Origin of the sequence: Pedobacter sp. MC2016-14 (genome assembly GCF_020991475.1) — a bacterium.
Taxonomy (GTDB): Bacteria; Bacteroidota; Bacteroidia; order Sphingobacteriales; family Sphingobacteriaceae; genus Pedobacter.
Genome location: NZ_JAJMPA010000001.1, coordinates 2655148 through 2668659 on the forward strand (window position 1 = coordinate 2655148; position 13512 = coordinate 2668659).

The window sequence follows — 13512 nt, forward strand, 5'->3', positions numbered from 1 at the left end:
TATATCGCTTCTTCAGTTAAAAATGAAGAAGTTTTTTTTTGAATAATCGGCTCAACAACATATGCAAAGTTTTAGGACAGAACTGGAAAACCCAATCGTAGAAAAAGACATCATTGATCTTGAAAAAAAGATCCGTGAGTTTCGTGAGGGTAAAATACACGAAGAAAAATTTAGAAGTCTGCGTTTAGCACGTGGGGTTTACGGGCAGCGTCAGCCTGGTGTGCAAATGGTGCGGATTAAGTTGCCTTTTGGTAAGGTAACTTTTAAACAATTGTTACGTATTGCTGATGTAGCAGATGAATATGGAAGTGGTAATTTACATTTAACAACTCGCCAGGATATCCAGATCCATTATGTAAGCCTGGACCGAACACCAGAACTTTGGGCAGAACTGGAGCGGGACGATATTACTTTACGTGAAGCTTGTGGTAATACGGTGCGCAATGTAACTTCGTCACCCGATGCTGGCATCAATAAGGACGAGGTTTTTGACGTTTCTCCTTATGCGCATGCTGTATTCAGCTATTTTCTTCGTAACCCAATTTGCCAGGAAATGGGCAGAAAGATGAAGTTTTCTTTCTCTGCTACTGATAAAGATACTGCCTTTAGTTATATCCATGATTTGGGATTTATTCCTAAAGTAAATGAAAATGGCGAGCGTGGTTTTAAAGTACTGTTGGCGGGCGGATTGGGTGCCCAGCCTTTTTTGGCTAGTCCTGTGTATGATTTTTTGCCTGAAGATCAGGTGATTCCTTATACTGAATCTGTGTTAAGGGTTTTTGACCGTTATGGGGAAAGAAATAACCGTAACAAAGCCCGTTTTAAATACCTGGTACAAAAACTTGGATTAGAAGAAGTGCTTAAATTGATTGCTGAAGAGCGTATTGCCAATAAAACGAAAACCTTTGTGGTAAACAGAACCAGTGTTACTGATCCTGAATATCCTACGGTAAAAGATTATCCTGCATTGGATGTAGAAGATACTTTGCATTACAAGCATTGGCTTGCAACAAATGTTTTTGAGCAAAAACAAGAAGGTTTTTATGGTGTGTATGTTAAAGTTCCAATCGGTGATATCCGTACGTTCCAGGCACGTGAGCTTGTTGAAGCCATACAGCCATACGTAGCTGATGATATCCGCATCACCCAAAATCAGGGTTTACTGTTAAAGTTTGTGAGAAAAGAGGCTCTGCCGTCCTTATATGCAGGTTTAAACCGGGTTGGTTTTGCTACTCCGGGATTTGATAGCATTGGTGATGTAACCACTTGCCCTGGAACAGATACTTGTAACCTCGGGATTTCAAACAGCATGTCGCTTTCTGTTGCACTAGAGGATGTGGTTTACGAAGAGTATCCCGAGCTGATTTATAACAAAGACATTAAAATTAAAATAAGTGGTTGCATGAATTCCTGCGGTCAGCATGGCTTGGCCCATATTGGTTTTCATGGAAGTTCTGTAAAAGCCAATGGTAAGGTTGTGCCTGCTGTACAAGTATTGCTGGGCGGTGGTACGGTTGGTGATGGCGTAGGTAGGGTAGCTGAGAAAATATTGAAAGTGCCTTCAAAAAGGGCGACTACGGTATTAAGATATATCTTGAACGATTACACCCAGAATGCTGTTGAGCAGGAGAGTTTTCACCAATATTATGACAGGAACAGTAAGGATTATTTTTACAGGTTGTTGAAACCCCTGGCTGATTTGACACAGCTTACGGATGATGAATTTGTAGACTGGGGCCATGAGGAAACCTTTGAAACGGCTATTGGTGTTGGAGAATGTGCCGGCGTTGTTATTGATCTTGTAGCTACATTATTGCTGGAAGGTGAAGAAAAGCTAGGCTGGGCAAATACTGCATTTGAAGCCAAAGCCTGGTCTGATGCTATTTATCATTCTTACGCCGTATTTGTAAATACAGCTAAGGCATTATTGCTGGACAAAGGAATTAACAGTAGTACACAAATTGGGGTGATCAGGGAGTTTGATTTGAACTTTGTTGACACTGGCGAGGTTACGCTGGGAAGTTCTTTTAATGAACTGGTATTGAGCATCAATAAAAATGAACCTACAGAGGCTTTTGCTAAAAGCTATCTGGAAGCAGTGAATCTATTTTATAAAGAAATGAAAGCGAAAAGGGAGTCGCAGTTTACATCATGATATTAACTAAAGAAAGAAAAAGTCTGGAGCCAAGAATTACATTGGTAGGCGCGGGTCCCGGTGATCCAGATTTATTGACGATAAAAGCTGCCAATGCTTTAAAAACCGCAGATGTAGTTTTGTATGATGCGTTGGTGAATGAAGATATTTTAGAGGCATATGCACCTAAGGATGCCATTAAAGTATATGTGGGCAAGCGTTCTGGTGAGCACTCGCATCCACAAAATGTAATCAACAAGTTAATGGTTGATTATGCACTTAACTACGGCCATGTGGTCCGCTTAAAAGGTGGTGATCCATTTGTATTTGGAAGAGGTTATGAGGAATTGGATTTTGCGGCGGGATATAACATTCCAACATCAGTTATACCAGGACTTTCCAGTTCCATATCTGTGCCTGGGCTTCAGCAAATTCCGGTAACGCATCGCGGGCTTAGCGAAAGCTTTTGGGTGGTTACAGGAACTACCGCGTCTGGTGCTTTATCTAATGATTTATACGAAGCAGCAAGAAGCAAAGCCACTGTTGTGGTATTAATGGGACTTGGTAAACTTGGAGAAATAGCCAAGTTGTTTCAAAATGAGGGTAAAGGAAGACTTCCGGTAGCTGTGATCCAAAGTGGCTCTACTAAAGAAGAGAAGCTGGCTATTGGCGTTGTAGATACCATTGAGGAAGTGGTATTGGAACAGAAAATACAATCTCCTGCTTTGTTGATTGTTGGAGATGTTGTTTCTTTGCACCCATCTTTTCAGCCTATCAAAAATTTTTATAAATTGCTGGATCAGGAGTTTTAATTCATACATCTTTGGAAGGTAATCAGCTATTTCCCGTTTTTATTAAGCTAAACACATTACAAACTGTAGTTGTTGGCGGTGGACCTATTGGTTTGGAAAAGCTGACGGCAATTGTAGGTAATAGCGCAGAAGCGAATGTAAATTTAATTGGCAGGGAGATTATACCGGAGTTGCGGCAGTTTGCTGCTGCTTATCCTAAGGTGCGGATTTTTGAAAAAGAATTTGAACCACAGGATTTGGACGGTGCCGACCTGGTAATTACTGCTACCAACAATGCACTGTTGAACCAGCAAATCCGTATTGAAGCAAATCAGCGGAATTTATTGGTGAACTTTGCGGATAAGCCAGAACTATGCGACTTTTATTTGGGCTCTGTAGTGAAAAAAGGAGATTTAAAGATCGCGATATCTACCAATGGGAAATCACCAACCATAGCAAAACGCTTAAAAGAGGTGTTGAATGAGGGGTTGCCCAATGAGTTGAACGATACTTTGCAGCATATGCAAACTTTGCGCAATTCTTTAAGTGGTGATTTTACGGATAAAGTTAAACAACTGAATAAAGTGACCTCTGTTTTGATTGCAAATAAAGAGAACAGCACCATGAAAAGAAATTTTAAATGGCTGTTGTGGATCACCATTGTGCTCTCTATTGCATTGGTTGTTACAGTTTTTTGGCATAAAGAGCCAGAGTTTCAGTTGTATATTCAGCAAATTAATCCGGTTTTTTATTGGTTCCTTTTGGGAGGGTTTATTTTTGCATTGGTAGATGGAGCAATAGGGATGAGTTACGGGGTTACTTCAACCGCTTTTTCTTTGTCTATGGGAATTCCACCTGCCTCAGCCAGTATGGCAGTACATTTATCTGAGATTTTGAGCAATGGTATAGCTGGATGGATGCATTATAAAATGGGAAATATAAACTGGAAATTGTTCAGGTTATTGATTATTCCCGGAATATTAGGTGCGGTTACAGGTGCATGGTTATTGTCTTCTCTGGAACATTACAGTCAGTACACTAAACCATTGGTGTCTTTATATACCTTAATTTTAGGTGGTGTAATTTTATCTAAAGCATACCAGGCCAGGCAGCATAAAACATCTTCTACCAAGATTAAAAAGATTTCTCTTTTGGGCTTATTTGGTGGTTTCATAGATGCTGTTGGTGGCGGCGGATGGGGCTCAATTGTGTTATCCAGCTTAATTGCAGGTGGCAGGAGTCCGAGGTTTTCTTTAGGTACAGTAAAAATCACCCGGTTTTTTATTGCTTTAATGAGTTCGCTAACTTTTATTACCATGTTAAACGGGGCGCACTGGGAAGCGGTTGCAGGCTTGGTAATTGGCAGTGCTTTGGCAGCCCCTATAGCAGCAAAAGTTTCCAATAAGATCTCAGTTAAAACGATTATGGTTTCGGTTGGTATTATAGTGATAATAGTAAGTTTGCGCAGTATTTTTAATTTCATTCTTAAAATTGTCTGATGAAAACACAGTTTATAGAAATAGCAGAAAATATAAAGGATTTGGACCCTGTAGCGGCCTTGCGTTATTTTGCAGCTAAGTTTCCTGGGCAAATTGTTTTTTCTACAAGTTTTGGCTGGGAAGACCAGGTAATTACAGATTTAATTTTTAAAAACGATATTCCCATTAAGGTATTTACTTTGGAAACCGGAAGGTTATTTCCTGAAACCTATTATGTATGGAACAGGACGCTGGAAATTTATCAGAAACCTATTCATGCCTTTTTTCCGCAGGCAGAAAGCCTCCAGCATATGGTAAATGCAAAAGGCCCAAATAGCTTTTATGAATCAGTAGATAATCGTAAAGAATGCTGTTACATCAGGAAAATTGAACCCCTACACCGGGCATTAAATGGAAATAAGCTTTGGGTAACGGGAATTAGGGCAGAACAGTCGCCTAACCGCCATGACATGAGCAATATTGAGTGGGATGAGCAAAATCAGCTGATTAAATTTCATCCTTTGTTTGACTGGACATTTGAAGAAATCAAAGCTTATATTGCCGAGCATAACATTGTATATAATACTTTACACGATAAAGGGTTCCCCAGCATAGGCTGTGCGCCATGCACCCGTGCTGTACGTGAAGGGGAAGATTTTAGGGCAGGAAGATGGTGGTGGGAAGACCAGTCTAAGAAAGAATGTGGTTTGCATACCACTACATAAGATAAGAAATATGAGTAAGTATAATTTAAATTATTTAGATGAATTAGAGGCCGAGGCCATCCACATTTTACGTGAGGTGGCCGGGCAATTCGAAAAGCCGGCTCTGCTTTTTTCGGGAGGTAAAGATTCTATTACGCTGGTAAGGCTTGCCGAAAAAGCATTTAGACCAGGAAAGTTTCCATTTCCCCTGGTGCACATTGATACCGGGCATAACTTTGAAGAGACCATTACCTACCGCGATAAAATGGTGGAACGGATAGGCGAGAAACTGATTGTGGGTTATGTGCAGGATGATATTGATCAGGGAAAGGTGATAGAGCAGCAAGGGAAAAATGCCAGCAGAAATTCTTTACAGACGGTTACTTTACTCAATACTATTGCCAAACATGGTTTTGATGCGTGCATTGGTGGTGCCAGACGTGATGAGGAAAAAGCACGAGCTAAGGAGCGGATTTTTTCTGTAAGGGATGAATTTGGACAATGGGACCCTAAACGGCAAAGACCTGAATTGTGGAATATCTATAATGGCAAAATTCACAAAGGAGAAAATGTAAGGGTTTTCCCGATCAGCAACTGGACAGAGCTTGATGTTTGGAATTACATTAAAAGGGAAAAGATGGATCTTCCATCTATTTATTTTTCTCATGAAAGAGAATGCATCACCAGGAATGGTCAGTTAATGGCTGCTTCTCCATTTTTAAACATGGACAGTGAGGACATTGTGGAGCGTAAAACGGTGAGGTTCCGTACGGTGGGAGACATGAGCTGTACTGCTGCTATAGAATCTGAGGCTGTAGCGCTGGATGATATTATTGAAGAGATCAGTGCATCTAAAATTAGTGAACGTGGTGCCAGGCTGGACGATAAGGTATCGGAAGCTGCTATGGAAGACCGCAAGAAAGGAGGGTATTTTTAATGAATATATTGAAGTTTTTTACCGCAGGAAGTGTTGACGACGGAAAGAGTACGCTGATTGGGCGTCTTTTGTATGACACTGGTTCTATTTTAGCAGATCAGCTGGAAGCTTTACAGCAAAGTAACCGAAAAAACGATGATGGTACCATTGACCTGGCTATTTTAACGGATGGTTTAAGGGCGGAAAGGGAGCAAGGCATTACAATTGATGTTGCCTATAAGTACTTCCAGACAGCGCAGCGCAAATTTATTATTGCTGATACACCCGGACATATCCAATACACCAGGAACATGGTTACGGGCGCCTCTACGGCTAAGCTGGCCATTATTTTAATTGATGCCAGAAACGGGGTAGTGGAACAAACTATCCGCCATTCTTACCTGGTTTCGTTATTGGGTATAGAACATGTTGTGGTTTGCCTGAATAAAATGGATATGGTTGGTTACAGCGAAACCGTTTACAATGCCATTATTGATAAATATAAAACGCTTGCTAATGAACTGAACCTAAAGGAAGTTACTTTTATTCCGGTAAGTGCATTGAAGGGTGATAATGTAGTGAACGAGTCTGAGCATATGCAGTGGTATACCGGCAGAAGCTTGCTTCATTTCCTGGAAACAGTAGATGTAGATACCAATCTGGATGCACAGCTTTCCAGGATGCCGGTACAGTGGGTGGTACGTCCGCAAACGGACGAATTGCACGACTACAGGGGATACGCCGGAAGGATTTTAAGCGGAGAATTTAATGTAAACGATAAGGTAACTGTGTTGCCTTCTGGAAGTAGTTCGGTAATTGAAAGAATTGAGATCTTTGACCAGAGACCGGAAAAAGCTTTTGCAGGTCAATCGGTAACGCTTCATTTAAAGGATAATATAGACATTAGCAGGGGGGATGTTTTGGTCAATTCTGCTCATTTGCCACAAAACTCTCAATTGATAGAGGCAGATCTTTGCTGGATGGATTCGCGTCCGCTGGATGAAAGTATTACTTACCTTCTTCAGCACAACAGCAAAGTGACTAAATGTAAAGTAAGAGAGATTGTTTATAAGGTAGACATCAACACCCTGGAGAAACAAGAGGCTTACGACTTTAAATTGAATGATATTGGTAGGGTGGTTTTAAAAACTGCTGATGAACTTGCCTTTGATTTTTACACGGATAATAAAGCCAATGGCGCAGCCATATTAATTGACAGCAGAACAAATTTAACAGCCGGTGCCCTAATGTTCAGGGCTATTGCAGATTAGTTGCTGTTATTGCTGATTGTAATTTTAATTAAAAAACAACATACAGTTTCGGAACTGGATCTTTTTGCCCTGAAGACGGGCTGCAAATTCCTGGGTTCCTCTACCGTATGTTGTTTTTATTTTAATTATTTCTGCTAAAAAATTTGCAATCCCTATTCTATTCCCTAATTTGAGGTGATTTTTGAAACATCGAAATTATGGAAATTATACACCTCAGTGCCGAATGTTATCCTGTTGCCAAGGTTGGCGGATTGGGTGATGTTGTTGGCGCTTTGCCTAAATATCAAAATAAACTGGGACACTTCTCTAAGGTGGTTATGCCAGCTTATGAAAACCGCTTTATACAAGAAAATGAATTTGAGATAGTCTACAACGGATGGGTTAAACTCGGCTTTAAAACCTATCCGGTGCGCATATTAAGAGAGAAAAATAATAAACTGGGCTTTGATCTTTTCTTAGTGCAGATTACGGGTTTAATGGACAGGCCAAATGTATACGGCTATGAAGACGATACGGAGCGATTTCTAGCTTACCAAATTGCCGTTTTAGACTGGATAGAGCAGTGGGAACATATGCCTGATCTGGTACATTGCCATGACCACCATACTGGTTTGGTTCCTTTTATGATGCTTAATTGTGTACGTTTTAGAAAATTACGTTTAATTCCAACAGTGATTACGCTGCACAATGCGCAATATCAGGGACAGTTTGGCTGGGATAAATTACATTATTTACCAGAATTTGATTTGTGGAATGCCGGAATGCTTGGCTGGAAGGAGGCCATAAATCCACTTGCTGCGGCTATCAAATCTGCATGGCGAATTACAACAGTATCTCCGAGTTATTTGGACGAAATAAGGTACAATGCAAATGGGCTGGAAGAACTGCTTTCTCAGGAACGAGGTAAATCTTTCGGGATCTTAAATGGCATTGATAATGAAGTATGGAATCCTCAAAAAGATCCGATGCTTCATAAAAACTTCAATAACAGAACAGTAGAAAGTGGAAAAAAAGCAAACAAAGAAGCACTTTGCAGTGTTTTTAATTTAGATCCATCAAAGCCGCTGTTTACGTTTATAGGCAGGTTAGTTGGGGAAAAGGGAGCGGATTTACTTCCTGATATTTTTTACAATTCATTACAGTATAGTCAGGGTCAAATTAATATCCTGGTTTTAGGATCGGGCGACCCACAGGTAGAAGGACGACTGGAACAATTGAAAGAAATATTTACAAAGAATTATAATACTTATATCGGTTATAATGAAGCTTTGTCACATCAAATTTATGCTGGTGCAGACTTTTTGCTGATGCCATCAAGGGTAGAACCTTGCGGGCTAAATCAAATGTACGCCCTGCGTTACGGCACCATTCCTGTGGTAAGAAGAATAGGAGGGTTAAAAGATACTGTAACGGATATCGGCGATGGAGGCTTCGGAATTTGTCATGATCAAACCAGTGTGTGGGATGTTGGACAAGCCATAGGAAGGGCATATGATTTATATCAAGATAATAAACGCATGAAAGAAATCCGCAAGGAAATCATGCAGCTGGATCATTCCTGGGATAGGGCGGCACAAGAGTATATTGATCTGTACCAAATATAAAATTTAAATTAAAGATGACTGAAAAAGTATTGGGAGTGATTCTGGGTGGTGGCCAGGGCTCCAGGCTAGCACCGCTTACACTAACACGTTCAAAACCTGCTGTTCCAATAGGGGGTAAATATCGTCTTGTTGATATTCCTATTTCCAACTGCCTCAATTCTGGAATACACAGGATGTTTGTACTTACGCAGTTCAACTCTGCATCGCTAAACAAACACATTAAAAATACTTATCACTTCAGTCATTTTAGCGACGCTTTTGTTGATATTCTTGCCGCAGAACAAACGCCCGAAAATCCAACCTGGTTTCAGGGAACAGCCGACGCAGTGAGACAAACTATGCATCATTTACTGAATCATGAGTTTGAGTATGTGCTTATCCTTTCGGGAGATCAGCTGTATCAAATGGATTTTCATGAGATGGTAAATGCACACATTGAAAGTGGAGCTGAAGTTACCCTGGCTACAATTCCTGTAACGGCAAAAGATGGTACAGACTTTGGAATTCTAAAAGCTAATGAAGAAAATATTATCACTTCATTTATTGAAAAGCCGAACGCAGAATTGATCTTAGATTGGTCTTCTGATACTGGTCCAGAAATGCAGGCCGAAGGTAGAAATTACCTTGCTTCTATGGGTATTTATATTTTCAATAAGGAGTTGTTGATTAAAATCTTTGCTGAGAACCCTGATGACAAGGATTTTGGTAAAGAAATTATTCCAAGAGTGCTTTCAAATTTTAAAGTACTGAGCTTTCAATATGAAGGATATTGGACCGATATTGGAAACATCTCCTCGTTTTTTGAAGCCAACCTTGGTTTAACTGATGATATTCCTAAGTTTAATTTGTTTGACAGTCACCACAGCATTTTTACGCGCCCGCGGATGTTGCCACCTTCAAAAATATTAGGTACAACATTGGATAAGGCGGTTATTGCCGAAGGTTGTATTTTACAAGCGGAGGAGATTAAGCATGCTGTAATTGGTATCCGTTCTAGAATTGGCCGTGGTACAAAAATTGAGAATGTATATGTTATGGGTAGCGACAGGTACCAGACACTTGAAGAAATCCAGGAAGAAACAAATTCAGGAAATCCATTGATTGGTATTGGCGACAGGTGCGTGATATCTAATGCAATTTTGGACAAAAACTCGAGAATCGGTAACGACGTACATATAAATGGGGGAGAGCACTTATCAAATGGCGATTTTGGCGTTTACGTAGTAAAGGACGGCATTGTAGTTGTTAAAAAAGGTGCGACTATTCCTGATGGAACCATTATTTAGTGATTTTTAAAGACCAGTTAAACAGATCCGTTGACATAAATTATCCGCCCAGGCGGATAATTTCTTTAGTGCCCTCTCAAACCGAGTTGCTATTTGATTTGGGTTTAAATGCGGAAATAATTGGGATAACCAAGTTTTGTGTTCATCCAGAGGCTAAAGTTAAGGCCCTAGCCAGGGTTGGAGGTACGAAAAATCTGGAGGTTGATTTCATTAGAAGTTTAAAGCCAGATTTGATTATTGGCAACAAGGAAGAGAATGAGAAACAGCAAATAGAAACGCTGATGCGGGATTTTCCGGTGTGGATGAGCGATGTATCCAATTTGGAAGAGGCAATGGATTGTATTGCTGCCATTGGTGCAATGGTTGACAGAACGCCTGAGGCGGCTTATATGAATCATTTAATTAACGCCGGATTTAGGGATTTACAAACGCTTGCGCTGCAACATGGCATTGATAAAAAAGTGGCGTACCTAATTTGGAGAAATCCTTACTTGTTTGCTGGTAAAGATACTTTTATTGACCATGTACTTAGTGTTAACGGCCTCCGTAATGTTGTAAAAGACCTACGATATCCTGAGCTTACTTTGGCAAAACTTGAACTTTTGCAGCCAGACATCGTGTTTTTATCTTCTGAACCTTATCCTTTTGATGAAAGACACCTGGAAGAAATTCGTTTAGCCTTGCCTGCTACGAAAATAATGCTGGTTGATGGAGAGATGTTTTCCTGGCATGGTAGCCGTTTAATTAAGGCAGTTCAGTATCACTTTCAGCTTCAGAAAGAATTATGAAAAATAATTTTGTTGGTTAACAGTGAGTTGTGGTTTTTAATGAAAAATAAATAGCAAACCTTTTTGACTTATAGAAACAATCTCTATCTTTGCAGTCCTAAGAAAATCCTAACCGCGGATGTGGCGTAATTGGTAGCCGCACCAGACTTAGGATCTGGCGCTTCACGGCGTGGGGGTTCGAGTCCCTTCATCCGCACAATAGTAAAAAGCAGCTCAAATGGGCTGCTTTTTTGTTAAAAGGATACCGTGAATGCATTTGTAATTGTATAAAGTGATTATATAAAATATATTGATTCAGAAAAATGAATATTACACAGGAAAAAATTGACGATTTAAATGCAATTGTAAAAATTAAAATTGCACCTGAAGATTATACTGAGAAGCTTGAGAAGACCATCAAAGAACAAGCTAAAAAATCTACTATTCCAGGTTTCCGTAAAGGAATGGTTCCACCTTCACACATTAAAAGGATGTATGGTAAAAGCATTTTGGTTGAAGAGATCAACAACTTGCTTAGTACTACTTTAAACAACTATCTTACAGAAAATAAAGTTGAAATCCTTGGTCAGCCTTTACCTATTATAGATAACGGCAAAGATTTTAAATGGGACTATACAGATGAATTTGAATTCGACTATGAGCTTGGCTTAGCTCCGGCAGTAGATGTAAAGTTGACAAACAAAGATAAATTTACCCAATATAACGTTAAAGCTGATGAGGAAACTTTAGCTGCAAGGGTTAAAAATATCCGCAAAAGCTATGGCAAAATGACAAATCCAGAAGTTTCGGCAGAAGATGATGTAGTTTATGCCGATTTAGCACAACTTTCTCCTGATGGTTCAGTTTTTGAAGGTGGCATAACCAATACTGGTTCTATTCGCTTAGACTTAGTTAAAGACAAAAAAGTTCTTAAATCTTTAACTGGCTTAAAAAAGGATGATGTTCTTGAACTTGATGTTCAGAAAGCATTTGAAAACAATGAGGTGGTAATTGCTAAATTGCTGAATATTGGTGAAGATGAAGCTAAAGACTTGAAATCTAAATTCCAGGTAACGGTTAAAAACATCAACCGTTTAGAGGAATCGGATTTAAACCAGGAGTTCTTTGATAAAATATTTGGTGAAGGTGTTGTAACTGATGAAGCTGGTTTTACAGCTAAAATTACTGAAGAAGTAGAAAGTATGTTTAAGCAGGATGCAGATCGAAAATTGCAGAATGACATCTATCTTAAAGTAATTGACAGTGTAAAGATTGATTTGCCGGATGCGTTTTTACGTAAGTGGTTAAAAGCTACCAACGAAAAATTAACGGATGCTGAATTAGAAGAAGGCTACGAAGATTTTGCGAAAAATCTGAAATGGACGTTGATCGAAAATAACATCATTAAAGAAAATGATATTAAAATAGATTATAAAGATGTATTTGAAACTGCTAAACAACGTTTAGATGCACAGTTTAGAATGTACAGTCCGGCTCCACTTCCTGAAGATCAGCTTGCACAATACACCACCACCTTTTTACAGGAAAAAGATAATGGTAACCGTATTTTTGAAGAAGTTAAAGCTTTGAAAGTTTTTGATTACATCAAATCTGCTGTTACCTTAGACCAAAAGGATATCGCTTATAATAAGTTTGTAGAGATGAACTAATTGTTGATTTAACAACAGTTTATTTAAAACTTAATGTAAGGCGGCTTTTTTAAAGCCGCCTTATCTGTATAAAAGAATATTCAAATTTTACAATACCACAATAAATTAGCAACTTAGTTGTGTTACTATTGAATTAGCTTAATTAAAAAAAGAAGTAATACTTCTGCAGCATACATAAACACAGTAAAATAAGATACAATGAATATAGATAAAAACGAATTTAGAAAGTACGCAGTTAAACATCATCGCATTAACGGTTTAACTGTAGATCGTTATATAGGTCATACCAACAATTCTCCTAAAAGCATGACCCCATATATTATAGAGGAACGTCAGCTAAATGTTGCACAAATGGACGTATTTTCGCGTTTAATGATGGATCGTATTATCTTTTTAGGTGATGCCATTCATGATGGAAATGCAAATATTATCCAGGCGCAGTTGTTGTTTTTGCAATCTACAGACAACAACAGAGATATCCAGATCTACATTAACTCACCTGGAGGATCGGTGTATGCTGGCTTAGGTATTTATGATACCATGCAATACATTACGCCAGACGTAGCAACAATTTGTACAGGTATGGCGGCATCAATGGGCGCCGTGTTATTGGTAGCAGGTGCAGAAGGTAAACGTGCGGCTTTAACGCATTCACGTGTGATGATTCACCAGCCTTCTGGTGGGGCTCAGGGCGTAGCTTCAGATATGGAGATTAACCTGAGAGAGATGCTTAAATTAAAAAAAGAATTATACGACATCATCGCAAATCACTCTGGCCAGAGTTACGAATGGGTAGAGAAAGCCTCAGATCGTGATTACTGGATGAAAGCTGATGAAGCTAAGAGTTTTGGAATGATTGATGAGGTATTAGGCGCTAACGTTAAAAAATAA

11 protein-coding genes and 1 tRNA gene are annotated in these 13512 nt (G+C 39.4%); all 12 read left to right on the forward strand.

Annotated features, from left to right (window positions below; translation table 11 throughout):
• Nucleotides 1-61: 61 nt before the first annotated feature.
• Nucleotides 62-2155, forward strand: a complete 2094-nt coding sequence (locus LPB86_RS10905; protein WP_230643596.1) for a nitrite reductase — start codon at nt 62-64, stop codon at nt 2153-2155.
• Nucleotides 2152-2946, forward strand: a complete 795-nt coding sequence (gene cobA / locus LPB86_RS10910) for a uroporphyrinogen-III C-methyltransferase (RefSeq protein WP_230643599.1) — start codon at nt 2152-2154, stop codon at nt 2944-2946. The genes LPB86_RS10905 and cobA overlap by 4 nt, the downstream gene beginning before the upstream one ends.
• A gap of 11 nt (nt 2947-2957) precedes the next feature.
• Nucleotides 2958-4424, forward strand: coding sequence for a TSUP family transporter (locus LPB86_RS10915; protein ID WP_230643602.1), 1467 nt, complete (start codon nt 2958-2960; stop codon nt 4422-4424).
• Nucleotides 4424-5128, forward strand: coding sequence for a phosphoadenylyl-sulfate reductase (locus tag LPB86_RS10920; RefSeq protein ID WP_230643605.1), 705 nt, complete (start codon nt 4424-4426; stop codon nt 5126-5128). Before LPB86_RS10915 ends, LPB86_RS10920 begins: the two co-directional genes overlap by 1 nt.
• Before the next feature lie 10 nt (nt 5129-5138).
• On the forward strand, nt 5139-6044 hold the full coding sequence (gene cysD / locus LPB86_RS10925; protein WP_230643608.1) for a sulfate adenylyltransferase subunit CysD: 906 nt from the start codon (nt 5139-5141) through the stop codon (nt 6042-6044).
• Entirely contained in the window at nt 6044-7294 is a 1251-nt protein-coding gene (locus LPB86_RS10930; protein WP_230643610.1) for a sulfate adenylyltransferase subunit 1, read from the forward strand. The genes cysD and LPB86_RS10930 overlap by 1 nt, the downstream gene beginning before the upstream one ends.
• A gap of 197 nt (nt 7295-7491) precedes the next feature.
• Entirely contained in the window at nt 7492-8898 is a 1407-nt protein-coding gene (locus LPB86_RS10935) for a glycogen synthase (protein ID WP_230643613.1), read from the forward strand.
• A gap of 14 nt (nt 8899-8912) precedes the next feature.
• Nucleotides 8913-10184: a glucose-1-phosphate adenylyltransferase gene (locus tag LPB86_RS10940; protein WP_230643616.1), complete on the forward strand. Its 1272-nt coding sequence runs from the start codon at nt 8913-8915 to the stop codon at nt 10182-10184.
• Complete coding sequence (locus LPB86_RS10945) at nt 10184-10972, forward strand: helical backbone metal receptor (protein ID WP_370632806.1); 789 nt, start codon at nt 10184-10186, stop codon at nt 10970-10972. The genes LPB86_RS10940 and LPB86_RS10945 overlap by 1 nt, the downstream gene beginning before the upstream one ends.
• 114 nt (nt 10973-11086) lie before the next feature.
• Nucleotides 11087-11168, forward strand: a tRNA-Leu gene (locus LPB86_RS10950).
• Nucleotides 11169-11274: 106 nt separating this feature from the next.
• Nucleotides 11275-12621 (forward strand): trigger factor, encoded by a 1347-nt coding sequence (gene tig, locus LPB86_RS10955; protein WP_230643620.1) that lies wholly within the window; start codon nt 11275-11277, stop codon nt 12619-12621.
• 198 nt (nt 12622-12819) lie between these two features.
• A complete protein-coding gene (clpP, locus tag LPB86_RS10960; protein WP_230643622.1) occupies nt 12820-13512 on the forward strand; it encodes an ATP-dependent Clp endopeptidase proteolytic subunit ClpP in 693 nt (230 codons plus the stop codon).